The organism is Arthrobacter sp. UNC362MFTsu5.1 (genome assembly GCF_000685965.1).
In the GTDB taxonomy this organism is placed as follows: Bacteria; Actinomycetota; Actinomycetes; order Actinomycetales; family Micrococcaceae; genus Arthrobacter.
The window spans coordinates 282,118-308,538 of record NZ_JMLE01000001.1; the positions used below are offsets into that span (position 1 = coordinate 282,118).

General features: G+C 64.2%; 30 protein-coding genes. 13 read left to right on the forward strand and 17 right to left on the reverse strand.

Annotated elements, in window-relative coordinates:
* Position 1: 1 nt before the first annotated feature.
* Positions 2-1,729, forward strand: a complete 1,728-nt coding sequence (gene ctaD, locus BS38_RS0101360) for an aa3-type cytochrome oxidase subunit I (protein WP_028269171.1) — start codon at positions 2-4, stop codon at positions 1,727-1,729.
* Positions 1,726-2,127, forward strand: coding sequence for a cytochrome c oxidase subunit 4 (locus tag BS38_RS0101365; protein ID WP_028269172.1), 402 nt, complete (start codon positions 1,726-1,728; stop codon positions 2,125-2,127). The genes ctaD and BS38_RS0101365 overlap by 4 nt, the downstream gene beginning before the upstream one ends.
* A 133-nt stretch (positions 2,128-2,260) precedes the next feature.
* On the opposite strand, the gene BS38_RS0101370 is transcribed toward BS38_RS0101365, so the two are convergent.
* Positions 2,261-2,590 (reverse strand): HPr family phosphocarrier protein, encoded by a 330-nt coding sequence (locus tag BS38_RS0101370; RefSeq protein ID WP_231510978.1) that lies wholly within the window; start codon positions 2,588-2,590, stop codon positions 2,261-2,263.
* Positions 2,591-2,714: 124 nt separating this feature from the next.
* Between BS38_RS0101370 and BS38_RS0101375 the strand changes: the two genes are divergently transcribed.
* Positions 2,715-3,509 (forward strand): GntR family transcriptional regulator, encoded by a 795-nt coding sequence (locus BS38_RS0101375; RefSeq protein WP_028269174.1) that lies wholly within the window; start codon positions 2,715-2,717, stop codon positions 3,507-3,509.
* A gap of 122 nt (positions 3,510-3,631) precedes the next feature.
* Here BS38_RS0101375 and qcrB read toward each other — a convergent pair whose 3' ends face one another.
* The 4 genes from qcrB to ctaE all read right to left on the reverse strand — a co-directional run bounded on the left by qcrB (position 3,632) and on the right by ctaE (position 7,970).
* On the reverse strand, positions 3,632-5,308 hold the full coding sequence (gene qcrB / locus BS38_RS0101380; RefSeq protein ID WP_028269175.1) for a cytochrome bc1 complex cytochrome b subunit: 1,677 nt from the start codon (positions 5,306-5,308) through the stop codon (positions 3,632-3,634).
* Complete coding sequence (qcrA, locus tag BS38_RS0101385) at positions 5,286-6,356, reverse strand: cytochrome bc1 complex Rieske iron-sulfur subunit (RefSeq protein ID WP_028269176.1); 1,071 nt, start codon at positions 6,354-6,356, stop codon at positions 5,286-5,288. Before qcrA ends, qcrB begins: the two co-directional genes overlap by 23 nt.
* 99 nt (positions 6,357-6,455) lie before the next feature.
* A complete protein-coding gene (gene qcrC, locus BS38_RS0101390) occupies positions 6,456-7,244 on the reverse strand; it encodes a cytochrome bc1 complex diheme cytochrome c subunit (protein ID WP_028269177.1) in 789 nt (262 codons plus the stop codon).
* A gap of 87 nt (positions 7,245-7,331) precedes the next feature.
* Positions 7,332-7,970, reverse strand: coding sequence for an aa3-type cytochrome oxidase subunit III (gene ctaE / locus BS38_RS0101395; protein WP_011692053.1), 639 nt, complete (start codon positions 7,968-7,970; stop codon positions 7,332-7,334).
* A gap of 148 nt (positions 7,971-8,118) precedes the next feature.
* On the opposite strand from ctaE, the gene trpD reads away from it, so the two are divergent.
* Positions 8,119-9,177, forward strand: coding sequence for an anthranilate phosphoribosyltransferase (gene trpD, locus BS38_RS0101400; protein WP_028269179.1), 1,059 nt, complete (start codon positions 8,119-8,121; stop codon positions 9,175-9,177).
* Positions 9,178-9,190: 13 nt separating this feature from the next.
* Here trpD and BS38_RS0101405 read toward each other — a convergent pair whose 3' ends face one another.
* Positions 9,191-9,472, reverse strand: coding sequence for an Lrp/AsnC family transcriptional regulator (locus BS38_RS0101405; RefSeq protein ID WP_028269180.1), 282 nt, complete (start codon positions 9,470-9,472; stop codon positions 9,191-9,193).
* Between the two features lie 80 nt (positions 9,473-9,552).
* Positions 9,553-9,969 (reverse strand): DUF3054 domain-containing protein, encoded by a 417-nt coding sequence (locus tag BS38_RS0101410; protein WP_028269181.1) that lies wholly within the window; start codon positions 9,967-9,969, stop codon positions 9,553-9,555.
* A gap of 128 nt (positions 9,970-10,097) precedes the next feature.
* On the opposite strand from BS38_RS0101410, the gene BS38_RS0101415 reads away from it, so the two are divergent.
* The gene (locus BS38_RS0101415; protein ID WP_028269182.1) at positions 10,098-10,466 is read left to right on the forward strand and encodes a VOC family protein; all 369 of its coding nucleotides are present in this window, start codon (positions 10,098-10,100) and stop codon (positions 10,464-10,466) included.
* A gap of 21 nt (positions 10,467-10,487) precedes the next feature.
* Here BS38_RS0101415 and BS38_RS0101420 read toward each other — a convergent pair whose 3' ends face one another.
* On the reverse strand, positions 10,488-11,120 hold the full coding sequence (locus tag BS38_RS0101420; protein ID WP_028269183.1) for a LysE family translocator: 633 nt from the start codon (positions 11,118-11,120) through the stop codon (positions 10,488-10,490).
* A gap of 136 nt (positions 11,121-11,256) precedes the next feature.
* Between BS38_RS0101420 and BS38_RS0101425 the strand changes: the two genes are divergently transcribed.
* The 3 genes from BS38_RS0101425 to BS38_RS0101435 all read left to right on the forward strand — a co-directional run bounded on the left by BS38_RS0101425 (position 11,257) and on the right by BS38_RS0101435 (position 12,534).
* The gene (locus BS38_RS0101425; RefSeq protein ID WP_028269184.1) at positions 11,257-11,733 is read left to right on the forward strand and encodes a VOC family protein; all 477 of its coding nucleotides are present in this window, start codon (positions 11,257-11,259) and stop codon (positions 11,731-11,733) included.
* A 106-nt stretch (positions 11,734-11,839) separates the two neighbouring features.
* Positions 11,840-12,151, forward strand: a complete 312-nt coding sequence (locus BS38_RS0101430; RefSeq protein WP_231510980.1) for an antibiotic biosynthesis monooxygenase family protein — start codon at positions 11,840-11,842, stop codon at positions 12,149-12,151.
* Positions 12,152-12,195: 44 nt separating this feature from the next.
* The gene (locus BS38_RS0101435) at positions 12,196-12,534 is read left to right on the forward strand and encodes a hypothetical protein (protein ID WP_028269186.1); all 339 of its coding nucleotides are present in this window, start codon (positions 12,196-12,198) and stop codon (positions 12,532-12,534) included.
* Positions 12,535-12,713: 179 nt separating this feature from the next.
* Here BS38_RS0101435 and BS38_RS0101440 read toward each other — a convergent pair whose 3' ends face one another.
* From BS38_RS0101440 to BS38_RS0101465, 7 genes are all read right to left on the reverse strand, one after another.
* The gene (locus BS38_RS0101440) at positions 12,714-13,271 is read right to left on the reverse strand and encodes a PxKF domain-containing protein (RefSeq protein WP_028269187.1); all 558 of its coding nucleotides are present in this window, start codon (positions 13,269-13,271) and stop codon (positions 12,714-12,716) included.
* A gap of 50 nt (positions 13,272-13,321) precedes the next feature.
* Positions 13,322-13,879: a cutinase family protein gene (locus tag BS38_RS0101445; protein WP_197024870.1), complete on the reverse strand. Its 558-nt coding sequence runs from the start codon at positions 13,877-13,879 to the stop codon at positions 13,322-13,324.
* Between the two features lie 138 nt (positions 13,880-14,017).
* On the reverse strand, positions 14,018-14,479 hold the full coding sequence (locus tag BS38_RS0101450) for a hypothetical protein (protein ID WP_156037035.1): 462 nt from the start codon (positions 14,477-14,479) through the stop codon (positions 14,018-14,020).
* A gap of 385 nt (positions 14,480-14,864) precedes the next feature.
* On the reverse strand, positions 14,865-15,281 hold the full coding sequence (locus tag BS38_RS26620) for a DUF2750 domain-containing protein (RefSeq protein ID WP_231510981.1): 417 nt from the start codon (positions 15,279-15,281) through the stop codon (positions 14,865-14,867).
* Complete coding sequence (locus tag BS38_RS24110) at positions 15,224-15,778, reverse strand: hypothetical protein (RefSeq protein WP_231510982.1); 555 nt, start codon at positions 15,776-15,778, stop codon at positions 15,224-15,226. The genes BS38_RS26620 and BS38_RS24110 overlap by 58 nt, the downstream gene beginning before the upstream one ends.
* Before the next feature lie 247 nt (positions 15,779-16,025).
* A complete protein-coding gene (locus BS38_RS27870; RefSeq protein ID WP_028269190.1) occupies positions 16,026-16,532 on the reverse strand; it encodes an HIT family protein in 507 nt (168 codons plus the stop codon).
* A gap of 44 nt (positions 16,533-16,576) precedes the next feature.
* Entirely contained in the window at positions 16,577-18,967 is a 2,391-nt protein-coding gene (locus BS38_RS0101465; RefSeq protein ID WP_028269191.1) for an ATP-binding cassette domain-containing protein, read from the reverse strand.
* 149 nt (positions 18,968-19,116) lie between these two features.
* On the opposite strand from BS38_RS0101465, the gene BS38_RS0101470 reads away from it, so the two are divergent.
* From BS38_RS0101470 to BS38_RS0101480, 3 genes are read left to right on the forward strand one after another with little or no spacing between them, the layout of a single operon-like run.
* Positions 19,117-20,331 carry a type III polyketide synthase gene (locus tag BS38_RS0101470; protein WP_028269192.1) on the forward strand — a complete coding sequence of 405 codons (1,215 nt, stop codon included), beginning with the start codon at positions 19,117-19,119 and terminating at the stop codon, positions 20,329-20,331.
* Between the two features lie 14 nt (positions 20,332-20,345).
* Positions 20,346-21,056, forward strand: coding sequence for a class I SAM-dependent methyltransferase (locus BS38_RS0101475; RefSeq protein ID WP_028269193.1), 711 nt, complete (start codon positions 20,346-20,348; stop codon positions 21,054-21,056).
* Entirely contained in the window at positions 21,049-22,203 is a 1,155-nt protein-coding gene (locus tag BS38_RS0101480) for an FAD-dependent oxidoreductase (RefSeq protein ID WP_028269194.1), read from the forward strand. The genes BS38_RS0101475 and BS38_RS0101480 overlap by 8 nt, the downstream gene beginning before the upstream one ends.
* Here BS38_RS0101480 and BS38_RS0101485 read toward each other — a convergent pair.
* Complete coding sequence (locus BS38_RS0101485) at positions 22,200-22,610, reverse strand: nuclear transport factor 2 family protein (RefSeq protein WP_028269195.1); 411 nt, start codon at positions 22,608-22,610, stop codon at positions 22,200-22,202. The genes BS38_RS0101480 and BS38_RS0101485 overlap by 4 nt on opposite strands.
* 59 nt (positions 22,611-22,669) lie before the next feature.
* Between BS38_RS0101485 and BS38_RS0101490 the strand changes: the two genes are divergently transcribed.
* Both BS38_RS0101490 and BS38_RS0101495 read left to right on the forward strand, forming a co-directional pair.
* Positions 22,670-23,581: a hypothetical protein gene (locus BS38_RS0101490; RefSeq protein ID WP_231510983.1), complete on the forward strand. Its 912-nt coding sequence runs from the start codon at positions 22,670-22,672 to the stop codon at positions 23,579-23,581.
* A gap of 9 nt (positions 23,582-23,590) precedes the next feature.
* On the forward strand, positions 23,591-24,262 hold the full coding sequence (locus BS38_RS0101495) for a peptide deformylase (RefSeq protein WP_028269197.1): 672 nt from the start codon (positions 23,591-23,593) through the stop codon (positions 24,260-24,262).
* On the opposite strand, the gene BS38_RS0101500 is transcribed toward BS38_RS0101495, so the two are convergent.
* Positions 24,259-26,337 (reverse strand): S9 family peptidase, encoded by a 2,079-nt coding sequence (locus tag BS38_RS0101500; RefSeq protein ID WP_028269198.1) that lies wholly within the window; start codon positions 26,335-26,337, stop codon positions 24,259-24,261. The two genes, BS38_RS0101495 and BS38_RS0101500, sit on opposite strands and share 4 nt — an antisense overlap.
* Positions 26,338-26,421: the final 84 nt, after the last annotated feature.

The following is a 26,421-nucleotide window of genomic DNA, read 5'->3' on the forward strand; positions in this document are numbered from 1 at the left end:
CGTGGCTACTTACACTCAATCCGCACCTGTCGGGAGCCTTGGGGCGCCCGTTGTTCCGAAGTCCAAGGGACGCATCGTCGTCAACTGGATCACTTCGACCGACCACAAGACCATCGGGTACATGTACCTGATCGCGTCCTTCGTGTTCTTCTGCTTCGGCGGCGTTATGGCCCTGCTGATCCGTGCCGAGCTGTTCGAGCCCGGCATGCAGATCCTGCAGACCAAAGAGCAGTACAACCAGCTGTTCACCATGCACGGAACGGTCATGCTGCTGATGTTCGCGACTCCGCTGTTCGCGGGCTTCGCCAACGTGATCATGCCGCTCCAGATCGGTGCACCCGACGTCGCCTTCCCGCGGCTGAACGCACTGGCCTTCTGGTTCTTCCTCTTCGGCTCCACGATCGCCGTTTCCGGCTTCATCACGCCGCAGGGTGCCGCGTCGTTCGGCTGGTTCGCCTACGCGCCGCTGTCCAACACGACCTTCAGCCCCGGCGTCGGCGGTGACCTCTGGGTCTTCGGCCTCGCGCTCTCCGGCTTCGGCACCATCCTGGGTGCGGTCAACTTCATCACCACCATCATCTGCATGCGTGCCCCCGGCATGACCATGTGGCGCATGCCGATCTTCACCTGGAACACCCTGGTGACGGCCATCCTGGTGCTGATGGCGTTCCCGCCGCTGGCAGCTGCCCTGTTCGCACTCGGTGCCGACCGCCGCTTCGGAGCACACATCTTCGACCCCGAAAACGGCGGTGCCGTCCTCTGGCAGCACCTGTTCTGGTTCTTCGGCCACCCCGAGGTGTACATCATCGCGCTGCCGTTCTTCGGCATCGTCTCCGAGATCTTCCCGGTCTTCAGCCGCAAGCCGATCTTCGGCTACAAGGGCCTTGTCTACGCAACGATTGCCATCGCGGCGCTGTCCGTCACCGTGTGGGCCCACCACATGTACGTGACCGGCTCGGTGCTCCTGCCGTTCTTCTCCTTCATGACCATGCTGATCGCAGTGCCCACCGGCGTGAAATTCTTCAACTGGATCGGCACCATGTGGCGGGGGTCGATCACGTTCGAAACCCCCATGCTCTGGAGCATCGGCTTCCTGGCCACCTTCCTGTTCGGTGGCCTGACCGGCATCATCCTGGCTTCACCGCCGCTTGACTTCCACGTCTCGGATTCCTACTTCGTGGTGGCGCACTTCCACTACGTCGTGTTCGGCACCGTGGTGTTCGCCATGTTCGCCGGCTTCTACTTCTGGTGGCCGAAATGGACCGGCAAGATGCTCAACGAGCGCCTGGGCAAGATCCACTTCTGGCTCCTGTTCCTCGGCTTCCACGGCACCTTCCTGATCCAGCACTGGCTGGGCGTTGAAGGCATGCCGCGCCGTTACGCGGACTACATGCCGCAGGACAACTTCACCTGGATGAACCAGTTCTCCACCATTTCCTCGTTCGTGCTGGGCGCCTCGCTGATCCCGTTCTTCTGGAACGTGTACATCACCTGGCGCAGCAACGAACGGGTAGAGGTGGATGACCCCTGGGGCTTCGGTGCTTCCCTCGAGTGGGCCACCTCGTGCCCGCCGCCGCGGCACAACTTCACCTCGCTGCCCCGCATCCGCTCGGAGCGTCCGGCCTTGGACCTCCATCACCCGGAGCTCGCACAGTCGCACACCGTTGAGTCACCGGCACCGGCAGCAGCCGTGCTCGGCAACGCAGATCAGAAGGACACCGCCAAGTGAAGATCGAATCATGGATTTTTGGAGCCGGAGTCTTCTTCTTCGTGCCGGTCTCCGTGGTGTACGGATTCCTGACCAACTGGACTGAATGGGTCGGCATCCTCGGCGTCCTGCTTGTGGGCGGCCTGGCCGGCATGATCGGTGCGTACCTCGGGTTCACCGGCAGGCGCGTGGGAATGCGTCCGGAAGACCGTAACGACGCAGAGATCCACGAAGGTGCCGGCGAGCAGGGCCACTTCAGCCCCTGGAGCTGGTGGCCGCTGGTCCTGGGCCTCTCCTGCGCGGGCGGTTTCCTCGGCCTGGCGATCGGTTTCTGGGTCACCTTCATTGCCGGTGGCCTGGCAGTCGTCGCCCTCGTTGGCTGGGTTTACGAATACAGCCGCGGAGACCACGCGCACTAGGTCCTACAGCCTGTACTGACAACGACGGCGGCCCCACCATTTGGTGGGGCCGTCGTCGTTTTGTCGTCTTGCCGGGCAGCGGTCTCGGGATAGCCGTCCGCGGACTGCCCGGTCGAGAGGTCCTGTAAAGCCCTTAGGCGGCCGCGTCAGCCTCCAGCAGGAGTGTCAGGCCTTCCAGTGCAGCCTCGGCGGATTCGACGCTGTAGCGGGCGGGGAGCGCATCAGGGTCAACCGACAGTTCCACTTCACAGCCGCAGTAGAAGTCGGCTGTCATCACCTCGAGCAGGGACCGGGCGTCCACGGGCACGATGCCCTTTTTTCCGATGCGGACCGGCAGCCCGGAATCGGTGACGGCCCGGACGAAGACGGCGGCCGGCCGTGCGTGCAGGCCTATTGGTGATTGAACGATCGCCTTGCGCACTGGCAACAGGACTCCTTTGTTCCGACGGGCTTCGTCCGTCATGATTTCATTCCTGGACAAGCGTAGCCGCGGCGGACGGAGTCACTGAAACCGTTGAAGCGGTGGTCTAGACCTGCCCTGCCGGTGCCCTACCCTTAAAGCATGAATGTTGATGTGAAACGCTGCCATGCCGGCCTCTGATGCGAGCAGGATGGTGGGGGAGATCGACCGCACCAGCGGGACACCCATCTACGTCCAGCTGCGGGAGCTCCTGAGGGCCCACATCGCGGCGTCGTGCCCGCCCGGGTCCTCGCTGCCTTCGGAACGCGACCTTGCCGAACGCTTCGGCTTGGCCCGGATGACGGTTCGCCAGGCCATTGACGCCCTTGTCGGCGAGGAAGTCATCGAACGGGTCGTGGGTCTCGGGACGTTCGTCCGGAAACCAAAGCTGGACCTCCAGGTCAAGCTCACGTCCTACAGTGAGGAAATGCAGCGCCGCGGCATGGTGCCCGCAGCGAAGGTGCTGAGCTTCGAACAGATCAGCGCGAGTGCCTTCCTTGCCCGTGAACTCCAGCTGGATGAGGGAACACCCCTGGTGCGGTTCCGGCGCCTCCTCCTGGCCGACAGTGAGCCCATGAGCGTGGATGAGAACTTCATTCCCGCGCATCGCGTGCCGGGGCTGCTTGACGGTGAACCGCCGACGTCGCTGTACAACGTGCTGAGCGAACGCTTCGGGCTGGTCATGGAGTGGGGCGAGGACATGATTGAGGCCACGGCAGCGTCACCGTCCACGGCAAGGCTGCTTAATGTCGAGGTGGGATCCCCGCTGCTCAAAATACAGCGGCACGCCTTTGTTGCCCGTTCGATGGTGGACTACTCCGTGTCGTACTACCGGGCAGACCGCTACAAGCTGTGGGTCCCGCTGCAGCGTCCGGGCGTGCGGCCTACCCGCAACTACGCCTCCGGCTACCGGAACCCCTAGGGAACACACCCCCCAGGGAACACACCCCTAGGGAACACAGCCCCAGGGAACAAAGGAGAGGCCCGGGAACACAGAAGAGGCCCGGTCCTTGCGGACCGGGCCTCTTCTGTTGCAATTTCGCCCTAGTGGCTCAGAGTCTTCTGTGCCTCGGCCGATTCGACTTCGTGCTGGCCGTGGTGGCCATGGGCCGCCTCGAGCTCAGCCGGGGAGGCCGGAGCAACCCTGTCTTCGAAGAAGAAGCGGGAGAGCGCTGCGCGGCGTTTTTCCTTGCGGGTTACTACGCCGTGTTCGTTCGGAACCGCGGGCAGCGGTACCGGTGACTCGAAGCCAACCAGCTTGTAGCGCTTGTAGTCGTCCAGCGGTGCGTGGACCTCAATGAACTCACCGTGCGGCAGGCGCACGATACGTCCGGTTTCACGGCCGTGCAGGGCGATTTCGCGGTCCTTGCGCTGGAGGGCGAGTGCCACACGCTTGGTCACAATGAAAGCGATGACCGGGCCGATGAAGAACAGCGCCCGCAGCCAGTACGTGACGTCGTTCAGTGCCACATGGAAGTGCGTGGCGATGAGGTCGGAGCTGGCTGCGGCCCACATCACGCAGTAGAACGTGAAGCCGGCCATGCCGATGGCGGTGCGGGTGGGAGCGTTGCGCGGGCGGTCCAGGACGTGGTGCTCGCGGTCGTCCTTGGTGATCCAGCGTTCGATCCACGGGTACATGAACAGTGCCGTGAAGACCAGACCGGCGGGAACCAGTGCCGGGAGCAGTACGTTCAAGGTCAGGACCTGGCCGAAGATGACGTACTCGAAGTGGAAGTCTCCAATGACGCCCGGCATGAGGCGGAGCGCACCGTCCACCCAGCCGATGTACCAGTCAGGCTGCGTGCCTGCCGAAACCGGTGAGGGGTCGTACGGGCCGTAGTTCCAGATCGGGTTGATGGTGAAGAACGCTGCCATGAGCGCGACGACACCGAACACGATGAAGAAGAAGCCGCCGGCCTTGGCCGCGTAAACGGGGCCGAGGGGGTAGCCGACGACGTTGCCGTCGTTGCGGCCCGGGCCGGGGTACTGGGTGTGCTTGTGAACAACCACCATGAACAGGTGGATGACGATCATCAGCAGGATCAGGGCCGGAACCAGGAGGATGTGCAGCATGTAGAGCCGGCTGATGATGACAGTACCGGGGAACTCGCCGCCAAAGAGGAAGAACGAGATGTAGGTACCGATGACGGGGATCGACTTGATGACGCCGTCGATAATCCGCAGGCCGTTGCCGGAGAGCAGGTCATCGGGGAGTGAGTAGCCGGTGAAGCCTGCTGCCATGGAGAGGATGAGCAGGACACCGCCCACCACCCAGTTCAGTTCGCGGGGCTTCCGGAACGCTCCGGTGAAGAAGACGCGCAGCATGTGCACGGATACGGAGGCCACGAACAGCAGTGCTGCCCAGTGGTGCACCTGGCGCATGAACAGACCGCCGCGAACATCAAAGGAGATATCCAGCGAAGAGCTGTAGGCAACGGACATTTCGACGTTCTTCAGCGGAGTGTACGAACCGTCGTAGTGCGTCTCCGCCATGGACGGATCGAAGAAAAATGTCAGGAAGGTGCCGGAGAGCAGCAGGATGACGAAGGAGTACAGGGCAACTTCGCCAAACATGAACGACCAGTGGTCCGGAAAGACCTTGCGGCCGAACTCACGGAGAATTCCCGAACCGCCAACGCGCTGGTCAACGAAGTCGGTAATGCGGCCGCCTTTGGTTTTGGCGACGAAGGCGGGGGCATTAGCTGTTGATGTTGCGCTCATGCTCATCACGCTCCCAGTAACTCGGTCCTACGGGTTCTTTGAAGTCGCTCGTAGCGACCAGGTAGCCCTCGGCGTCAACTGCGATGGGCAGCTGGGGGAGAGGCCGGCTTGCCGGGCCAAAGATAACCTTGCATTCCTGAGTCAGGTCGAAGGTTGACTGGTGGCACGGGCACAGCAGGTGGTGGGTCTGCTGCTCGTAAAGGGCAACAGGGCAACCAACATGGGTGCAGATCTTCGAGTAGGCAACGATGCCGTTGTAGCTCCAGTCCTCGCGGCCCGCGGAGGGCTTGAGGGACTCGGGGTTCAGGCGCATGAGCAGGACGACGGCCTTGGCCTTTTCGTTCAGCTTGCCCTCGTGGAGTTCGTTCAGGCCTTCCGGAATCACGTGGAAAGCAGAGCCGATCGTGACGTCAGAGGCCTTGATGGGCGTGCCGTCCGGGTCGCGGGTGAGGCGCTTGAGCTTGCCTTCCTGCGGGGCCCACATGGTGTGTGCAAGCTTGTCGTCAGGGCGGGGACCGAGGTCGCCGAAGATGGCCAGTGCGGGCAGCGGAGCCAGCGCCACGGCGCCGAGGAGTGTGTTGCGGATCAGCGGCCGGCGCTTGATTCCGGTTTCTTCGACGATGTCATCAACGATGCGGACAGCCGCCTGGCGGTCGTCCTCGGTGCGGATGGCATGGCGCTCTTCGGATACTTCATGGTCCGGCATAAGGGCCTTGGCCCAGTGGACGATGCCGGTGCCGATGCCAAGCATGGCAAAGGCGGTGCCAATGCCCAGCAGGGCATTCTGCAGCCGGATGGTGGCGATCGTGGAGTCGGGTCCAAGATCGATGGCGAAGTACGCCACCAGGAAGATCACGGTGCCCACGACTGAGCTGCCGAAGAGGACGGCAACCTGCCGTTCTGCACGCTTTGCGGCCTTCGGGTCCGTGTCAGCCAGGCGCAAACGATGCGGGGGAATTCCAGGATCCTGGAACTTCTCCACCTCATTCTGACCAGCCGTAGCTACGGTGCCCGAGTGGTTCGGACTGCCGTCACTATGGTTGCCCATAATTCGCCTCATCCTTCTCTCGTCCCGGCAGGTGCCGGGTTAGTTTTCAATTCCATACTGCTGACTCGTCAGCAGGAGTTCTTACAGTTGCGGACGTTGCTAGGACGTCCGGGAGGTCAGCCAGATGGTGAAGGCGATAATGACGCCCAGGCCGGCGATCCAGACAAACAGGCCTTCAGAAACCGGGCCCAGGGCGCCGAGATCGGCTCCGCCGGGTGAACCGTTGGCTTCGATCTGCTTCAGGAAGGTAATGATGTCGCGCTTGCCTTCAGGGGTGACGTTTGCGTCGTTGAAGACCGGCATGTTCTGCGGACCGGTAACCATGGCCTCGTAGATGTGCTTTTCGGATACATCTGCGAGGGCAGGAGCGAACTTGCCCCGCGTGAGCGCGCCGCCGGCGGCCGCTGCGTTGTGGCACATCGCGCAGTTCACCCGGAACAGCTCGCCACCTTCGGCAGCGTTGCCCTGGGCATCGAGAAGGCCCTCTTCGGGGATGGACGGACCGGGTCCGAGCGAAGCGACGTAAGCGGACAGCTGGTGGGTCTGTTCGTCGTTGAACTGTGCGGGCTTCTTGTAAGCCTGCGGGCCATTCATCTGCATGGGCATGCGCCCGGTGCCTACCTGGAAGTCAACGGCGGCAGCACCGACGCCTACAAGTGAGGGTCCGTCCTTGGTTCCGCTCGCACCCATGCCGTGGCAGGTGGCGCAGTTAGCGGCAAAAAGCTTCCCGCCTTCTTCAGTGTCATTGGCACTGAAGCTGGTGGTGGAAGCCTTGGCCTCGTTGACGGTGGTGGCAACGGCGTACAGCCCACCAGTGAGGAGGAGGCCCATCAGCAGCAGCGCAATGGCTGCCAGTGGGTGACGTCGCTTCTGCGAGAGTGCCTTCACGTGGTGGTTCCTTTTTTCGATCGTGCGTCGGCTCCGGGAGCCGCTTCTTGAAATTCTGCCTCTTGTAGAAAAAGAGTCAAGTCGGGGCTACCTGAGGACGTAGATGACCAGGAAGAGGCCGATCCACACGACGTCGACAAAGTGCCAATAGTACGAGGTGACGATCGCGGACGTGGCTTCGAAGTGACCAAACTTCTTGGCGGCGAACGAACGGCCAATGATAAAGAGGAAGGCGATGAGGCCGCCGATGACGTGCAGGCCGTGGAAGCCGGTGGTCATGTAGAAGGCCGAGCCGTATGCATTCGACGAGAGCGACACATGCTCCGAGACGAGCATGGCGTATTCGGTCGCCTGGCCGGCAACGAAGAAGGCACCCATGATGAACGTGAGGGTGAACCATTCGTTCATCCCCCAACGCGTGAATGCAAGGGGGCCGCCGGCGCGGCGCGGCTGGAGCCGCTCAGCGGCGAAGACGCCCATCTGGCAAGTGAAAGAACTTGCCACGAGGACGATCGTGTTTACGAGCGCAAAGGGGAAGTTGAGCTTGGCTGTCTCTTCAGCCCACATCTGTCCGGACGTCGAACGGAGTGTGAAGTACATGGCGAAGAGACCGGCGAAGAACATCAACTCACTGGACAGCCAGACAACGGTTCCTACGGAAACCATATTCGGGCGGTTCAGCGTCGGGTGCGCCGGGGTACTGGGGGCATGGGTCGCAGATGTCACATAGACATTATGTCTGTAAAAGTTCCTCCTGCCCAACGCAAACCGCCTTTTGCGCGGACTTTTTCTACAAAGACGCGAATTCGCGCGGAAAAGTTCCCGGACCGGTTCACATTGGTCATCGGGGCAGGTGCCTCGATAGCATCAGGAGGTGACTTCACAGGCATCTGCACAGGCGGCCGGCAACACCTGGCCCCGGCTCATTTCGGCACTGATCAACGGTACGGACCTGACGGCCGGGAACACGGAATGGGCCATGGACACCATCATGTCCGGTGAGGCCAGCCCGGCGCAGATCGCCGGATTCCTGGTGGCGCTGCGGGCTAAAGGCGAGACGGTGGATGAGATCGCCGGACTGGTCGAAGCCATGCTGGACCACGCAAACCCCATCGATATCGGGGGCGAGAAGCTCGACATTGTGGGCACCGGCGGTGACCAGCTGAACACAGTGAACATATCCACCATGGCCGCCCTCGTCTGCGCGGGAGCCGGCGCGAAGGTGGTCAAACACGGCAACCGTGCGTCGTCGTCGTCATCGGGTTCAGCGGATGTGCTGGAGGCGCTCGGCGTCCGATTGGACCTTCCCATTGATCGCGTGGCCCGAAACGCCGAAGAGGCGGGCATCACTTTCTGCTTCGCCCAGGTGTTCCATCCGTCGTTTCGGCACACAGCGGTACCCCGGCGCGAACTTGCCATCCCCACGGCGTTCAACTTCCTGGGCCCGCTGACCAACCCGGCAAGGGTTCAGGCCTCGGCGGTTGGCGTGGCCAACGCCCGGATGGCGCCGCTGGTTGCCGGCGTGCTGGCCAAGCGCGGCAGCCGCGGACTGGTCTTCCGGGGAAGCGACGGCCTGGATGAGATGACAACGACCGGGCCGTCGACTGTCTGGGAGATCAGGCACGGTGAAGTGATCGAGCAGACGTTCGATCCGCAGGTTCTGGGAATCCGTCCCGCAACGGTGGAGGAGCTTCGTGGCGGCGACGCCACGGCAAATGCCGCCGTCGTCCGTGCTGTTTTGCGCGGGGAGGCAGGTCCGGCACGTGACGCCGTCCTGCTGAATGCCGCGGCCGGGCTGGTGGCGTTCGACGTCCATGCCGAAGGTCCGCTGGCCGACCGGATGGCGGCTGCACTGAAGCGTGCGGAAGAGTCGATTGACTCAGGTGCCGCAGCAGCCGTGCTGGAAAAGTGGGTTGCCCTTACCCAGGGCTAGGAAGGCGCCGGGCCTACTGCTCGAAGCCCAGCGCGAAGGCGGCGTCCAGGTCGTGCTGGGAGTAGGCGCGGAATGCGATGTGCGTTGTGGTGTGCACCACCGCGGGAACCTTCGAGAGCTTGTCCGCGATAACGTCCGCCAGTTCGTCGTGCTTCGCCACCCGGGCGACGGCGATCAGGTCCCATTCCCCGGTTACCGAGTAGACCTCGCTAATGCCCGGAATCGCCGAAATTTCCTCTGCCGTCTCCGGAATGCGGGAGGCGTCTGTCTTGATCAGGACGAATGCGGTGATCACTCTTGACCTTTCGGATGGGTGCGCCGTTGCGGTAACGGCAGGCGTTGCTGTTGGTGCCAGCCTAGTACATCCGGGGTGCTTCAGCTGTGCTGCCGGCGCCCCGCCAGCCGCCGGAATCCGGCCACGATCAGGCGGTAGCCAACAAGGAATGTGCCCAGGCTCAGCAGTGCAACGACGATGAATGGCAGGACCACTGTTTGCCCGGTCACTGCCCGCAGCGCCATGCCCAGAACGACGGCGCCGAGCCACACTGTTACGCCCGCGGGCCAGATGCGCAGCGGCGCACGCCACAGGCGCATCGCAAGCCAGGCGATGGCCGCGCCTGCCAGGAACGGCCAGGCGGTCAGGAAGACCCCGATGATCACGTCTCCGCGCTGGTGGGCGTCCCTGCCAATGGCGGCAAAGGCCAGGATGAGGACGGCATCGGCAAGGGCGGCGAGGAGCACGGCATTTCTTGCGGCAGGGCGGACGGGGCGTGGATTGGTGCGGGAAGGCATGTCTCCAACAGTAGTTCCGGTTTCCGGCCGGTTCGACCTGACGGGCTCCCGGGCCGGCCGTACACTGTGACCGGGGATCCGTTCCCTTCACCGTATTTCGTCACCGCCAGCTAACCCCGGACGGCAGCATGAGACTTGTCCAGATCGCGCAACATGCCAGCGACCTCCACCGGGCCGCGGAATTCTATGCCGCGCTGCTCGGCGCGGAGGCTCGTGCCGTATTCGACCCGCCCGGTCTGCTGTTCTTTGACCTTGACGGCGTCCGGCTACTGCTCGAGTCCGGAGCGCCGTCGGCTTTGGTGTACCTGGCGGTGCCCGATGTCAGGGACTCGGTGGCGCGGCTCCGGAGCAGGGGAGTGGAAATCGTTTCTGAACCCGGTGTGATCTTCAGCCACACGGATGACCGGCTGGGCCCCGCCGGGACCGACGAGTGGATGGCCTTCATCCGCGACAGTGAGGGCAATACCGTCGGACTGGTCAGCCAGCTGCCGCACTAGCGTTTGGTTTCCATGGAAGAATCAGGCCTTGCTGGCCGCGATTTTCGCCGCAAATGCCACAAGTACGACGCCGGCGATGCGGTCAGTGGCTTTGCCCGCCGTAGGGGACTGCAGCCAGCGCCGGGCATACTGCGTGGCAACAATGATGCCCGCGAACCAAAGCATGCCCTCGACGTTATGGACGAGGGGGAGGAGCACCCCCATGAGCAGGGGCGGCACGTCCTGGGGCAGGAACTGCGGGATCATGGCCATGTAGAAGACGCCGACTTTGGGATTCAGCAGGCTGGTGGTGACGCCCGCCAGCCAGGCGCTCCTGGCGCCCGGGCCGCCCTGCGACGATGCCGATGGCAGTGCCGGGCCGCCCCTGAAAGTCCTGATGAACATTGAAACCCCCAGCCACGCCATGTAGCAGGCGCCGGCAACCTTCAGCATCGTGAAGGCCGCCTCCGAAGCCGCCAGCAACGCGGACGCCCCGAATGCCGCGGCCACTCCCCAGGCGATGGTGCCGGTGCAGATCCCCGCCGCCGTAGCAAATGCAGGAGCGCGGCCGTTGCTGATTGCCGTGCGCAGCACCAGGACGGTGTCCAGCCCGGGAATTATGGTCAGCAGGGCAGCCACGAGGGCGAACTGGAGGAGGGCGTCAGCGACGGACATACTCGATGATAACCGGGCACGGCCAGGCGCTGACGGGCCATTGTGCCGGGCATCACGCACGGCTAGGCTCACAACGCGACTGACGCGTCGCCGTCGGGAATCCGTTCCGGCGCTGCCACCGAAATGAGGGAACACCGTGACCCAGAAGATCACCACCTGCCTGTGGTTTGATGCCCGGGCCGAGGAGGCCGCCGACTTTTACGTCTCGGTCTTCGACGGCTCCAAAATCCTCAATGTGGCGCGTTACGGCGAGGGCGGACCCGGACCCGCGGGCCAGGCCATGACCGTTGAGTTCGAAATCGAGGGCCGGAAATTCCTGGCGCTCAACGGGGGACCGGCCTTCACGTTCAACGAAGCTGTTTCCTTCGTGATCGACTGCTCCTCGCAGGAAGAAGTGGACCGCTACTGGTCCGCGCTGACGGCGGGCGGCACCGAAAGCCAGTGCGGCTGGCTGAAGGACAAATTCGGAGTGTCCTGGCAGGTGGTGCCGTCCGTCCTGGGCCAGCTGCTGGGCGGCCCTGATCCTGACGGTTCGCAGCGGGCCATGCAGGCGATGCTGGGCATGCGGAAGCTTGAGATCGCCGAACTCCAGGCCGCTTACGACGGAACCTGAGCGGGCCCGGCACAGGGGAGCGGGCAGGGGAGTGGGCCACGTGCCATCCGGCCCTACCCGGCCCGGGACTGCCGGACGATAATCGGGAATACCTACCCTGACCTGAATGGAGGCATTCGCGATGTCTGTTTACACTCTCGGAATCTGGCTGGTGAAGCCCGGCAGGGAAAATGACTTTGTGCAGGCCTGGCGGGATCTTGCCAGGAAGACACAGGAGGATTTCCCGGGGGCAAAAGCCGTCCTGATGCACGACCGCGACGTTCCGAACAGGTTCATCAGCACGGGCCCGTGGGAATCGCTGGAGCAGGTTGAAATATGGCGCGCCTCGGATGCCTTCACGCAAGGATATGAAGCCATGCGCGGGTTGCTGGAACACTTTCAACCACACACCCTGGACGAGGCCGCAAGCATCGGTTGAGCGCAGGAGGGATTCCTGCCCAACATCAACGGAGGGGGACCGCGATGACGGAAACGAAGGGCGATGCTGCAAAGCCTGCGACGCTGGCCGAGGGCGGGGCGACTGAAACGCGCCGCGCTCCGGCCTGGAAGGTCAAGTACGACTGGAGCGAGGATCCCGACGAAGTGGTCCACATTGTCTGCTGCCGGGATCTGGACTGGCGGCGGGCAATGTGCGGCTATGAGGAACCGGAGATGACGATTGCCCGTGATCCGCAGATCCTGTGCTCGATGTGCATGGAAGTCTTTGGGCGGCCACTGGGACCGGGGCCATGTCCCATCGATGATCAGCCGTGCCCTGACGACGACGAAATAGACCGGATCGTCGACGAACGCACAGTCTGAGGGGTCCGGCGATTTTCTCTTACTGGTAACCGTGCATATTCGTTCTAGTACTGATCCCGGCGCTGACAGAACCGTGTCGTGACTCCGCTGGGCTGGGGCGCGAGGCTCTTGCCGCGCAGAGGTATAGGCACAAAGGCGCCCCGCGCCGGAGAGGTACGGGGCGCCCGATTTAGCTAGGGTCAGCTGCGGTATTTGCAGACGGCTGTGTGCTTGGTTCCGTCCGTCAGGACCAGCTGGAACATCCGGCAGGAGTCGGCCCACGCCTTATCTGTTTTCCAGACGTAGCTGTACGTCCCGCTGGCAGCGTCGTAGGAGAGGCTGCTCGAACCGGCAGTTGTTATCGTCTCAACCTCCGCAACGGGTGCGCCCGTGTCACAGGTGACCGGAACGGAGGTTGGCGAGCCTGCCTGAAGGATGTTCAGCCCGAAATCTCCGCCCAGGCTGAACTTCATCGGCACCGACCGCCCTGCCGTTATGACGTTCACTGCCGGTGCTGGATCGACCGGCGCCAGGAACCCGCTGATGGCAAAGCCGCTCCTGGCGGGAAGAATCACCCTTGTCGGCAGCCCCATTCCGCCGCCCTCGGTGAAACCGATCACTCCGATCTCAACATCTTCGGTCCGGCGCACGTCGGTGATTGTTGCCGTCCGCACGCTGGCGTCCACCAGTCTGCCAGGGATGCCGTCGACGGTGAGGACCCTCCGGTTCACCAGCGGGTCGGAGGATTCCCACGTCACTTGGACGCTGCTGACATCGCCGGCGTCAGCGACCGGTGTGGCAGTGACGTTCAGCGGAGCTGTGGGATAGCCGTCAAGCGGGGGACTTGCCGATGTGAAGAAGCGCCGAGGCGTTGGCGACCAGCCTCGCCCACGACCTGGGCACCTTGGGAGCAACCGCCGAGCACGAAAAGGGCGTCCGGGCAGGCGGCTGCGCGCTTGCCAAGATAGGCATTCAACTCGTCAACACCTTCGGTGACGCTGTCGCCGTAGGTGGACCCGCCACCGCCGGTAATCCCTGCCCCGACAGTGTTCCACAGGGATTCCAGGCCCTTGTCCATGCCGACGGGAACAGCAGGGTAGGAGTACCCGTCGATGCCTCCATCGCCGAGTTCGTACTGGTGGATAGTCGCTGTAGGGGTAAGTCGCTCCTTGATCTCTAACTGGAAGTTGTTGGCTTCAGGGTCGCCTGGATCCTGTCCTGATCCCCTAGCGAACACTGTTTCGACCGTTGCGCAGGCATCAGCGACAGGATCCGCGGCGGAAGCTGGCGGAACCGTCAGCGTGACTGCGGCGATCGCAGCAGCCAGACCTGGAACGGTCAGGTGGAAAGGAGTTTTTGAGCGCACAGTATTACCCCCACGGTTACTGAACGGAATTGCCGCCTTGTTCGGCGGCTCAAGGCAACCGACGCGGCCTGAATGGTCTCAGAGTGCCGGCTAGTTTATCCAGTGACTAGATAAAGAATCCTAAAGATTTCCCAAGCTTCAGGGCGCTTGCTCAGCGGCCAGGGCTACACGCTGAGGTGCCCCTGGGGCAGGGCTAAAGACGTTGAAGGAGTACTCGAACTCGCCATCGCTTCCACTCAAAATGCAGATAGGGCTGCTGCCGATGACGTTGGACTGTCGCCTGCACGGTCCTTCCGACTTCATCTCGAAACCAAGCCCGGAGAACACTGCCTTGATGTCGTCATCGGTGAGCTCTTTCCCGGTATCCCAGCGACGGGAGAGGCTGGGGCATGGGTTCGTACTGATGCACATGAACCGCTCCGGGCGGACAGTCTCGTCGGTCAGCTTCCAGTCCGACGGGATGGCGAAGCGTCCGGCGCGGGAAAGCATATCGTCGGTGACCTTGTCCTCTGCGGACCGGATTACGAAGAACGCAACAGGCCCCACGACCAGTACCGCCGCCAGGACAATTGCGACAATCCGCTTCACTGTGTTCCCCAAGCCATCAGTGCATGCACTGATCCCTGATCAACTGCCGTCAGTGCTGAACGCATCGTACCTGCATCCGCCCGCCGTGTCAGCGACACAAAGGGGGGTACATTCTTCCGCATCGGGATACAGGAGGACGCTCAGATAGTGATAGGGGATGTCTCTCGAAGGGCCGCCCGGAAGGAGCAGGTCTTGAAAGTTTGGGCACGTTAGGAGATGAAGGCCTCGGAGTCCGCGCATTTGGCGAGGCCCCATTGGATGCATCAGATGCAACATCGGCTTTCTCATACGCGGGAACTGCACTTATCGGTTGGATGGGGAGGGGCGAATCACGGGGTCCTAATCTGCATATTCTGCAATCGGGTTCGGTGATTATTCGTTTTCGAACTAATCAGACTCAATCCTCAGCTCTCTCCAGAAAAGCAAGAGCTTCCAGGACGGCGTCAGGGGATACGTCAAACCCGGTGGCACGGGTGCCAGACCAATTCAATCCAACCAAAATGCCATCGCCCTGGAGGCCCGGGAGCCAGTTCGACCTCCATTGCTGTAGCGGCAGTGATACTACGTCGAAGTCGCGGTAGTCAGGAACCGAAGCCACGATTCGCTCGACACGGCTAGGACGGGACCAAAAAGGCATGCTTCTCTGACCGTCGGGTCCAGCGGGTGCCGGGAAGCCATTTGCGTCACGAACAGTCCACACTTCTTGATGGTGGAGAATCTCGCTATAGAACGCGCTTGCGTGCGCGGCGCTGGTGCTCACGAAGACATCTTTCCAGAATCTGGCGCTGGCCGTTCCGGCGCATAGTTCGCCCACGGACTCGCCGCTGCTGCGGCGTGCTTCTGAGTGACTTGGTAGCTGTAGCCGAGCATTTCGGCCACGAGCGGGGCGGGCACTTCCTTCACGAGCGCGCGAAGGGATGCGTTGCGTGCACCCAGGAGATCGATGCCGACTTCTCTGAGACGAATCATGAGCGTGTTGGGGTGGATGTGCTGCCCGGGCCGGTATCCGGGGAACAGCCATTCGCTGCCTGAGCTGATGCCTGTGCGCATGTTGGGGCGTGCTGCCAGGTGTTCTGCGAGCAGTGAGGCGAAAGGTTCGGGCACGGGCGCTGGATCTCCGTCGCCGAGTGACAGACGCAGGCCATCTGACGTGAGGATCACGTCGGTGCTTTTCATGGCGGCGATCTTCACGACTGGCTGGGCGTAGAGCAGTAGGAGAGTGGCGGCGACCCTATAGGGCAGGGTGTCGACGTCCTCTGTGAGGCAGGCTTTGAGCATGGCGAGCCGCTGACCCTGGGTGAGAACTGGCACGGTCTTGGCCTGTCGGAATCCGATGGTGATGTTGGTGCACTGGTGGGGCCGTCGGCCAGCGGCAGTACCTCCGGCTGGCCATTCGCACGGCGTTTCCGCAGGTCACGGGCTTATTTCTACTACAAGAGATGCGGTACAGGGTGGCAATGGGCGGAGGAGGGGTGATCGTGCATCAGATGCAATAATCATTGCTTTACTTTACATAATGTAGATTATCGGCGTTTACCTAAGGCTGGAAGTGGCTGGCTCATGGTGGGGTTTTCCGGACATTTGCCGGGCGCATCTTGGAGGCGAGTTCCCGGATTTTCCTTGTGATTGCGGACCTGTAGGGATCGTGTGCGGAGCTGAGCGCGGCAGCCGGGTCTGACCAGTTGCTGCCCGGGTATAGCCACACCGGTTTGGTCCGCAATTGAGGTGGTTCCCATTGGTACCGCGGCCAGATATGCGCGTGCAGGAATGGATCGGTGTTCCCGAGGATCTCGATATTGACGCGAAGGAACGCCGAGTCCAATTTCGCGCACGCGATCTCAACGGCTTCGGCCAAAATGTCGACGCTGCTCAAATATGCTGTGCGTTCGGCACGAGGCAGATCAGTGAGGCGGTCTACGCAGACCCGGTCTGTGATCAGCACCGAGTAACCAGGGAGCCACTGGACGTCACCTATTACCGCAAAGCCGCCACTAAGGTGTGCCATAACGGTGGGATTCTCCCCTGCGATCGCCGACCCCACCCGGTCGTTCTTCCATGACTCCATGGCTGACCCTGGGGATGAATTCAGAGCCAGCCCATGCGGGCCGCTCACCTTCCCACGTAGGCCGCGAGGTGCTCACCGGTCAGCGTCGAACGGCCCGCGACGAGTTCCGCCGGCGTTCCCTCGAAAACGATCCTGCCGCCGTCGTGCCCGGCGCCCGGGCCGATGTCGATAATCCAGTCAGCGTGCGCCATGACTGCCTGATGGTGTTCGATCACGATGACCGACTTGCCGGAGTCGACAAGCCTGTCCAGCAAACCCAGCAGCTGCTGGACATCGGCCAGGTGGAGGCCGGTGGTCGGTTCGTCGAGGACGTACACGTCGCCCTGCTCGGCCATCTGGACGGCCAGCTTCAGCCGCTGCCGCTCGCCGCCGGACAGCGTGGTGAGCGGCTGTCCCAGGCTGAGGTAACCGAGCCCGACGTCGGAAAGCCGCGCGAGGATCTTATGGGCAGCCGGGACCTTCGCGTCGTCGGAATCGAAGAACGCCGTCGCCTCGGTCACCGGCATCTCCAGCACCTCCGCGATGTTCCGGCCGCCCAGGGTGTATTCCAGGACGGATGCCTGGAACCGCCGGCCTTCGCAGTCCTCGCAGGGCGACTCGACCGTGGCCATGACGCCGAGTTCGGTGAAGATGACACCCGCGCCGTTGCAGGCGGGACAGGCCCCCTCAGAATTCGAGCTAAACAGGGCCGGCTTGACGCCGTTGGCCTTGGCGAACGCCTTCCGGACCGGCTCGAGCAGGCCTGTGTAGGTAGCGGGGTTGCTGCGGCGCGAGCCCTTGATGGCTGCCTGGTCTATGACCACCACGCCGTCGCGGCCGGCAACAGAGCCGTGGATCAGTGAGCTCTTCCCGGAGCCGGCAACGCCCGTGACGACACAGAGCACGCCAAGCGGGACATCGACGTCCACGTCCTGGAGGTTGTGCTTCGATGCGCCGCGGACCTCGAGTTTGCCGGCAGACGCACGCAGGGTGTCCTTCAGGACCGCCCGGTCGTCCAAGTGGCGTCCGGTGATCGTGTCGCTCCCCCGCAGCCCCTCGACGGTTCCTTCGAAACAAAGCGTTCCGCCGGCCGTGCCTGCGCCCGGCCCCAGGTCGACGACGTGGTCCGCGATGGCGATCGTCTCCGGCTTGTGCTCGACTACCAGCACGGTGTTGCCCTTGTCGCGCAGCTGCAGCAGGAGCCGGTTCATGCGCTGGATGTCGTGCGGATGCAGGCCGATCGTCGGTTCGTCGAAGACATAGGTGACGTCGGTCAGCGACGAGCCCAGGTGGCGGATCATCTTGGTCCGCTGGGCCTCTCCCCCGGACAGCGTTCCGGCCGGCCGGTTGAGTGAGAGGTAGCCGAGGCCGATTTCAGCGAAGGAATCGAGCAGGTGCTGCAGCCCCTTGAGCAGGGGTGCCACCGAGGGCTCGTTGAGGTCACGGATCCAGTCGGCAAGGTCGGTGATCTGCATCTCGCAGAGTTCGGCGATGTTCTTGCCCTGGATCTTCGAGGTCAGGACGTCCCTGGTCAGCCGCGTGCCGTTGCAGTCGGGGCACGTCTGGAACGTCACCGCCCGCTCGACGAACCGGCGCACATGCGGCTGCATCGCCTCGGGGTCCTTGGACAGCATCGACTTCTGCATCTTGGGGATGATCCCCTCGTAGGTGAGGTTGATGCCCTCGACCTTGATCTTGGTGGGCTCGGCGTACAGCATCGTGTCGAGCTGCTTCTTGGTGAACTTGGAGATCGGCTTGTCCATGGGCAGGCCGACTCCCTCGAACAGCCGGCCGTACCAGCCGTCCATCGAGTAGCCGGGAACCGTGAGGGCGCCGTCGCTGAGGGTCTTGTTTTCGTCGTACAAAGCAGTGAGGTCGATGTCGCTGACGTTGCCCATGCCTTCGCAACGCGGGCACATGCCGCCCAGGTACACGGCCTGGCTGACGACGCTCTTCTCGACGCGGCCGCCCCGGTCGGTGGACATAACGCCGCTTGCCTTGCGGGTGGGCACGTTGAAGGAGTAAGCCGTGGGCGGGCCAACGTACGGGCTGCCCAGGCGGCTGAAGAGGATCCGCAGCATTGCGTTGGCGTCGGTGGCCGTTCCGACTGTGGACCTCGGGTTCGCGCCCATCCGCTCCTGGTCCACGATGATGGCGGTGGTCAGGCCCTCGAGGAAGTCGACGTCGGGCCGCGCCAGGTTGGGCATGAAGCCCTGCACGAACGCGCTGTAGGTTTCATTGATCATCCGCTGCGACTCGGCGGCGATTGTGGCGAAGACCAGTGAGCTCTTGCCCGATCCTGAGACGCCCGTGAAAACCGTCAGGCGGCGCTTCGGGAGCTCCAGGCTGATGTCCTTGAGGTTGTTCTCCCGTGCGCCCTGCACACGGATCAGGTCATGGGTGTCGGCTACATGCAGCGCGGACAACTGCGGGTCCGACGTGGTGGCCATGGTCATCGTGTCTCCATCTGCTCATCGGGGCCGCCTGCGGGGCATTCGCCGGGCGGTCACCTGGCTCAATCTAACCAGCTCCGAGGAGCCCGCCGGGCTTCCTACCGTATGGTAACCACCATTGTCTTAAGGCGAAAGCTCACTGAGAATGAACCATGACGGTCTACCTGAGATCCCTGGAAACTGCTGTCCCGCCCACCGTACTCATTCAGTCCGAGGCCCGTGATGTGTTTGCCGCCCAGCCGGGGCTGACCAGGCTGGGGTCGCGGCTCGTGAACACCTGTTTTGATTCCGCCGCCATCGACACCCGCCATACCGCCGTCACGGAGCTGACCAAGGACAGCCGTGCCGACGATCCGCAGTTTTTTGACCCCGATACCGGCCTGGTCCTGAGCCCCAGTACGAAGGTCAGGAACGACATCTTCGGCCGCGAAGCCACCAAGCTCTTCGTGGAGGCTGCCAAAGCAGCACTTGCTGCCTGCGCCGGCGTCGAGGCAGCCGACATCACCCATCTGGTGACGGTCTCGTGCACCGGTTTCTTCAACCCCGGTCCCGACTACAAAATCGTCCGTGCGCTGGGCCTGAACCCGGCCGTGCAGCGCTACCACCTCGGCTTCATGGGCTGTTATGCGGCTTTTCCGGCCTTGCGTGCAGCTAAATCCTTCTGCGAGGCAGACCCCGACGCCGTTGTCCTGGTGGTCTGCGCCGAGCTCTGTTCGCTCCACGTCCGCACGTCCAACGACCCCGACACCATCATGGGCTCGGCGCTGTTTGCGGACGGGGCCGCCGCCGCGGTCGTCTCGGCCAGGGACATCACCGACGGAGAGCCCCTGTTGCAGCTGGACCACTTCGAAACCGTGCTCACGCCGGTGGGCGAGGAATCCATGGCATGGAACATCGGCGACGAAGGGTTCGAGATGGTGCTGGGCAACTACGTCCCCCACATCATCGACGACCACATCATCGGGGCACTGGAGCCACTGCTTGCGCGCGATGAATCCCTGCGGGGACTCCCCTACCGGGACATCACCCACTGGGCCATCCACCCCGGCGGCAGGAGCATCCTGGACAAGGTGCAGTCCCGGCTTGAGCTCACGGACGAGCAGCTGGTTCCTGCGCGGGAAACCCTCCGCAAATTCGGCAATATGAGCAGTGCCACGGTGCTTTTTGTCCTCAAACACATTGCCGGACTCCCGCCGCAGGACGGCGACGAACGCATCTGTTCAATGGCGTTCGGGCCGGGCCTCACTGTGGAAACGGCGATGTTCACCAAGGTGCGTGCACCGCTGGCAGGATCTTCACCCGGGGCAGCCGAGGAGTCCACGGCAACGCAGCAGGCTGCAGCACGGACTGAGCCGTCGCTCCTCTGATGGCGGCCCGCCTGATGACCGGCCCGGGATGGCTGCGCGAGCGGGACGTCCACGCTGTGGAGCAAATGGACCGTCCCGGCTGTGATCCGGCGCGGCTGGACCGCACGTACGCGCAGTTTCCCGTAGTGAACCGGGCCATTGCCGGGTGGCGCGGAATCTACCGGACCCATCTCCGGCCCGTCCTGTCACCCACCGGTGTGACCACCCTGCTGGACATCGGCTGCGGCGGCGGGGACGTGCCCCTGATGTTGGCGGCGTGGGCGGCCCGGGACCGGCGAAGAGTGGAGATCACTGCCATTGATCCGGACCGGCGGGCCTTCGAGTTCGCCCTGCGCCGCAGGCGCGTCGACGGCGTGACGTTCCGGCAGGCGTCAACTGCCGAACTGGTAGCCGAGGGGCGGCGCTACGATGCCGTGGTGTCCAATCACGTCCTGCACCACCTGGACACGGCTGAACTTCCGCAGTTCCTCGCCGAATCGGCCATGTTGTCCCGCGGCCCGGTCCTCCACAACGACATCCGCCGCAGCACCGCCGCGTACGCGCTGTTCTACGCCGTGTCATGGCCGTTTCCCGGTTCCTTCATCAGGGACGACGGTTTGACGTCCATCCGCCGCAGCTACACGGCGGCGGAACTGAAGGCGTCCGCTCCCCCGGGCTGGGCCGTTGCGCCCCGTTTCCCCTTCCGCAATCTGCTCACCCTGGACCGGACCGATAGCGGTGCTTGACGTCGTCGTGGTGGGCGGCGGCCCGGTGGGGATGTTCCTGGCAGCCCTTCTGCTGCAGCACGGGATGTCGGTCCGGATCCTGGAACAGCGCTCGGAGCCCAACACCCACTCCCGCGCCATCGGCATCCATCCCCCGTCGCTGGAGGCCCTCGATGGCGTCGGCGTAGCATCCGGCCTAATAGCCGAGGGCGTCCGGATCCGCCGCGGTGTTGCCATCGGGGGCGGCGTGGAGCTGGCGGGAATGTCCTTCGACTCCGTGTCCCGGCGCTACCCGTTCGTGTTATCCGTGCCGCAGGCCAGAACGGAAGCCGCCCTGGAGCGGCGCGTCCGGGAGCTGGACGGCGGGGCGCTTCTCCGCGGCGCAACCGTGACGGGAATGCACGACGACGGTTCGTCCGTTGCGGTGGACGTCCTCACCGCAGGCGGGGAATCCAGGATTCATGCGTCCTTGGCGGTGGCCGCGGACGGGGTCCGTTCCACTGTCCGCCAGCTGCTGGAGGCCCCCGCCCGGCTGAAGGTGTACCGCGACAGGTACCTGATGGGAGACTTCGCCGACAGCACGGCGTTCGGCCCGGACGCAGCCCTGTTCCTGGAAGCCGCCGGCATCGTGGAGTCCTTTCCGTTGCCGGGCGGAGTGCGGCGTTGGGTGGCCAGGTTGCCGGGCGCACCGGCCGTTGCTGGAGCTGATCCGGAGGCGTCGACTACCGGCGGCCTGGCGCGGATCGTGCTGGAGCGGACCGGCGTCGCGGTCGACGCCGGCACGAATTCGATGCTGAGCAGCTTCGGCGCCCGTACCCGGATGGTGGAGCGCATGGTCCACGGCAGGGTCACGCTCATCGGAGACGCCGCCCACGAAATCAGCCCTATCGGCGGCCAGGGCATGAACCTGGGCTGGCTGGATGCTGCTGACCTGGTGCCGTTCATCCTCCGCCGGCTGGCCGGGACCGGACGGGAGCGGGATTTCCGGTCGTTTGAAGGTCACAGGCTGCGAGCGGCCGCGACGGCCGCCCGCCAGGCCGAAATCAACATGGCGCTTGGCAGGCCGCTGCAGCGTCCGTGGTGGACAGTCCGGAACCGGCTCATCGGCTGTGCCGCGGGCGTGCCGGCGGTCAATGCACGCGTGGCCGCCCGTTTCACCATGCACTAGCGCAGTTCAGCGGTGTAATAGCAGTCGTAACTGTCCTGACTGGTGATTCGTCCGTCGCGGACCTCGAACACCGATGTGGTCCGGGCCCGGATAGTATCGCCGGCGTCCCAGTATCGAAGGTTCATCAGCAGCGTGGCCGACCAGTCCGCCTCGAGCACCACGCGGCTTCCTTCGCACGTGGTCCGCCAGACGTCGAACCGCTGACCGGACACCACCTGACGGCTCTGGTCCGCCCCCGCCAGCACCTGCGCACGGCTGCGCATGGACCCTTCCGGCGCGAGCACATGCGGCGCTTCAACAAGCGTGAAGTCCTCGGCCAGGAAGCTGTCCACTTCAGCGGCACCGCCGCCGGCCTCAATGGCGCGGACAAATCCAAGGACACAGTCGAGCGGGGTCTGTTCGTTCATGGAACGAGGCTAGCCCATAGCCCGCCGCCCGGATTCAACGGGGCCTTTAGACTGCTGGCATGGACGGCGCAGCGCAAGCGAGGCGACGGTGGCCGGCATCAGCCGCCGTCGTACTGGCTGCTGCGGTGGCAGTTACGGCACTGCAGGGCTGCAGCCCGGACGCGGAGGGGGCCGCTCCGCTGACTGCGGAACTCAACCAGTTCAGGGACAACTACGGCAGCCAGATCATCGAGATCCAGGTCAGCAACACCTCGTCCGTGTCCCTGACGGTCTTCAGCGCTGACATGTCCAGTTCCCTGTTCCCGGCGGGCACATCCTGGCGGGCAAAGCCGGAGGGCACGGAGGTGCCGCCGGGTCAGACAAAGAGCCTGCCGGCCACCCTGCCGGCGCCCTCCTGCGGCAGCCCCGGGGCGGATGCTGACGCAGCCCCCTCGGCCGGCGCGGCACCGGCGCAGGTGAAGGTCTCCTACCGCCAGGGCTCCACAACCAGTGACGTGCAAATGCCGGCAGCGGACCCTTTCGGAGTCCTGGCACGGAACCGCTCTGAACTCTGCCTCGCGCAGGACGCCGGGCGCATCGCCCGGATAAATCTCGCCCCGGAACTGGAGGTCGCGGCGGACGGCCGGACCGCCGTCGTACGCCTTCAGGTGACGCCCCGCGCGGCCGAAGCCGGAACACCGCGTTCCCTGGTCATCGAAAGCATCGAGGGCACCACCCTTCTGGCCGAAGCCCCGGACGCTCCGTGGCCGCGCGGAATCACGGTTGTTGCCGGCGGGAGCCCCGGTGAGTTCCGTCTCCGGTTCCGCCCCGCCCGCTGCGATCCGCATGCCGTCGCTGAAGACAAGGTGGGAACCCTGCTGCCACTGCGCCTCGATGTGGGCGGACGGCGCGGTGTGTTCAAGGTTCCCGCCGGTGCCGACCTGACGGGCCGGATCCACGCGTTCGTCACGGCGGCCTGCCCGGCGCACTAGGCTTTTCCCATGCTTCATGTCGCAAACCCCACCCCGTTCAGCAACGCCCGGATCAGGGAAACAGTCCAGGAGATCCTCGCAGCCGGGGTGCTTCCGTCCATTGTGCAGGCCGGCCATCCGGTTCTCCGGCAGCAAGCTGCACCGTACGACGGCCAGCTGGACAGCGCCGAACTCGCGGCGCTCGTCGCGCTGATGCGCGAGGTGATGCATGACGCGCCCGGTGTCGGACTGGCGGCGTCCCAGCTGGGCATTCCCCTGCAGCTCGCTGTCCTCGAGGACGAATACGACGTCGACGCCGATATTGCCGCCGTCAGAAACCGGACACCGCTGGAGTTCTTTGCGGTCATCAACCCGAGCTATGCACCGGTGGGGACCGGCGCAGCGGCTTTCTACGAAGGTTGCCTGTCGCTGCAGGGCCTGCAGGCCGTGGTGTCGCGGCACGAATCAGTGCGCCTCGACTTCACCGACGCAACCGGCACCACGCTGCAGCGGGTTTTCTCCGGCTGGCAGGCGCGTATCGTCCAGCACGAGACTGACCACCTGCAGGGAGTGCTCTACATCGACAAGGCTGAGCTGCGCTCCCTCAGCAACAACGCTGAATACGGTGCGCGGTGGGCCCACCCGGACATTGACCGTGCCCGGCAGGAGTTGGGTTTCCTGCCGGACGAAGCCGCGGACTAGGGGTTGGCCTTGGTGGGCAGGTAGCGGGCCCACCAGCGAAGGATTTCCTCGAAGCGCTGCTTCCGGTGGTGCGGGGTACCTGACCGGGAAAGCTCGTGGTTTTCGCCCGGGAAGACGAGGAACGCAGCGTCCACGCCCTGCTGCTTCAGCGCCGTGAAGTACCGCTGGCCCTGTTCCACCGGGCAGCGGAGGTCGTCTTCGCTGTGGATGACCAGCGACGGCGTGCGGACGGTGCGGATGGTGGCCATGGGGCTTTGGGCGGCCATCTGTTCAGCTGAGGTGCCGGTGTACTCGCCACCGAAGAACCAGCCGATATCCGAGGAGCCCACAAAGCTCACCGGATCGAGGAATCCGCGCTCCACGATGGCTGCTTTGAAGCGGTGGTCCTGGCTGATGGTCCACGCCGTGAGGTAGCCACCGTAGGAACCTCCCATGATCCCGAGCGCACCGCCGTCGAGCTCCTGGAACTTTGCCAGGGCGCCGTCGAGGAAGGACAGGACGTCCTGCATGTCCACGGTTCCCATCTTTTCCTTGATGGCACGCCCGTGTGACTGGCCGTAACCGGCAGAGCCGCGGGGGTTGCACATGAGCACCGCGTAGCCGGCGGCGGCGTAGACCTGGGCTTCGTCGAACAGTGCCACGGTGTACTGCGAGAACGGGCCGCCATGGATGTTCAGCAGGACGGGGTGCGGACCCTTTCCGGGCGGCAGCACCAGCCAGCCGTGGACCGGGTAGCCGTCCGCCGCATCGAAGGTCAGCTCCCGGGGCTCAATAATCTCGGCCCGAAGCCGCAGTTCGGCTGAAAAATCCGTCAACAGCCTCAACTGGCCGTCCTCCAGCGCCGCGACGTCGCCTGCTGTGGCGGCGTCGCAAAAACTGACGAACAGCGAGCCGCCAGCGGACGCAGCGCCGGTGACGACCCGGTCTCCGTGGACCAGCAGCGAGTGGTTGCCTGTTGCTCCGAACTCCAGCAGCTCCACGGTTCCCTGCGCGTTGTTCAGGAGGAGTACCGAATCCGGGCCGCGGAGCTCCAATCCCCCGGCGCCTTCGGTGAGGTCCATCGTTTCCACGTCGCTGAGGACGGTGGCTTCGCCGCCTTCGGCCGGCATGACGTAGAGGGCCGTATTCCGTGCCACGAAGTCCTGCCCGGACTCGCCGAGTTCCTGGGCGGTGTAGAACAGCCACTTCCCGTTTTTGGACTGGCGCGCGGCACCGACCGTCTGGCGCCCGCTGTTGGCGGCCTTGACGGATTCCGGCTCACCGCCCGAGGCTGCCACCCGGTACACGCCGGCTTCCAGGTCCCGGTCACTGCCTTCGTGAAGGGCAGCAATGAAGTACACGGATTGTCCGTCGGCGCTGAACGATTCACCGCAGTGGTCTGCCGCGGTGAAGGTCAGTTGCCGCGGGGCCGGGAGCAGGTCGCCCGCCGCCGCATCGGCGGCTTCGTGGGCTTCGGCGTCTGCTGCCGGACCGGAGCCCGCCGGATCTTTCGCTGCCGGTTTGCGGTTCTTCAGGGCCCGCCCAACGGGCGGCACCCGGGGCTCGTCGTCCAGTTCCGGGACGTCCACGATGAAGAGCTGAAGGGGCTTGTCCGCCGTATACCCGACGCCGTTCATCCTGTATTGGTAGTCCGTGATCAGCCTTGCATCCTCAGCACCTGCGGATACGCCGTCCAGGGTGCCGTACCGGCCGTCGTCGGGCGTTCTGGCACCGAAGACGATGCTGTGCGAATCGGGAGACCAGGCAAAGGATGAGACGCCGAGCTTGGCGTTGGTGAGGACCTGCGGTTCGCCGCCGGCCGCCTCCACGACATAAAGCTGCGGACTCCCGCCCGCCGTTGCGCGCAGGAAGGCCAGTACCAGCCCGTCCGGAGAAAAGGCCGGGGAGGTGTCGCGGAAACCGCGGGTCAGCCGGCGGGGCAGCTTCTCCGGATCCAGCGGCACAGTCCAGAGCTGGCCCACGTAGGTGTCGGCGTCGAAATCAGGGCGGACCACCGAAACCACGGCCCGGCTGCCGTCAGGGTGGACGGCGGGGGCGGAAACGGACTTCAGCAGGGGCAGATGTTCAGGCTTCACCCCTGTGAGCCTAACGGCTCACGCATGACCTGTGAAATACCTCACGCCGCCGGCGATGCCGCACCGGGATGCTGTGCCGGGGAT

What these genes read in the sequence shown, in the direction of transcription:
- qcrB (WP_028269175.1), bottom strand. Translation starts at nt 5,308, where the DNA reads ATGAGCGCAACATCAACAGCTAATGCCCCCGCCTTCGTCGCCAAAACC.
- BS38_RS27870 (WP_028269190.1), bottom strand. Translation starts at nt 16,532, where the DNA reads ATGGAGTCATGGAAGAACGACCGGGTGGGGTCGGCGATCGCAGGGGAG.
- BS38_RS0101465 (WP_028269191.1), bottom strand. Translation starts at nt 18,967, where the DNA reads ATGACCATGGCCACCACGTCGGACCCGCAGTTGTCCGCGCTGCATGTA.
- BS38_RS0101475 (WP_028269193.1), top strand. Translation starts at nt 20,346, where the DNA reads ATGACCGGCCCGGGATGGCTGCGCGAGCGGGACGTCCACGCTGTGGAG.
- BS38_RS0101430 (WP_231510980.1), top strand. Translation starts at nt 11,840, where the DNA reads ATGGAGGCATTCGCGATGTCTGTTTACACTCTCGGAATCTGGCTGGTG.
- BS38_RS0101420 (WP_028269183.1), bottom strand. Translation starts at nt 11,120, where the DNA reads ATGTCCGTCGCTGACGCCCTCCTCCAGTTCGCCCTCGTGGCTGCCCTG.
- BS38_RS0101490 (WP_231510983.1), top strand. Translation starts at nt 22,670, where the DNA reads ATGGACGGCGCAGCGCAAGCGAGGCGACGGTGGCCGGCATCAGCCGCC.
- qcrA (WP_028269176.1), bottom strand. Translation starts at nt 6,356, where the DNA reads ATGGGCAACCATAGTGACGGCAGTCCGAACCACTCGGGCACCGTAGCT.
- BS38_RS0101435 (WP_028269186.1), top strand. Translation starts at nt 12,196, where the DNA reads ATGACGGAAACGAAGGGCGATGCTGCAAAGCCTGCGACGCTGGCCGAG.
- BS38_RS0101470 (WP_028269192.1), top strand. Translation starts at nt 19,117, where the DNA reads ATGACGGTCTACCTGAGATCCCTGGAAACTGCTGTCCCGCCCACCGTA.
- BS38_RS0101410 (WP_028269181.1), bottom strand. Translation starts at nt 9,969, where the DNA reads ATGCCTTCCCGCACCAATCCACGCCCCGTCCGCCCTGCCGCAAGAAAT.
- BS38_RS0101375 (WP_028269174.1), top strand. Translation starts at nt 2,715, where the DNA reads ATGCCGGCCTCTGATGCGAGCAGGATGGTGGGGGAGATCGACCGCACC.
- BS38_RS0101485 (WP_028269195.1), bottom strand. Translation starts at nt 22,610, where the DNA reads ATGAACGAACAGACCCCGCTCGACTGTGTCCTTGGATTTGTCCGCGCC.
- BS38_RS0101415 (WP_028269182.1), top strand. Translation starts at nt 10,098, where the DNA reads ATGAGACTTGTCCAGATCGCGCAACATGCCAGCGACCTCCACCGGGCC.
- BS38_RS0101370 (WP_231510978.1), bottom strand. Translation starts at nt 2,590, where the DNA reads ATGACGGACGAAGCCCGTCGGAACAAAGGAGTCCTGTTGCCAGTGCGC.
- BS38_RS0101495 (WP_028269197.1), top strand. Translation starts at nt 23,591, where the DNA reads ATGCTTCATGTCGCAAACCCCACCCCGTTCAGCAACGCCCGGATCAGG.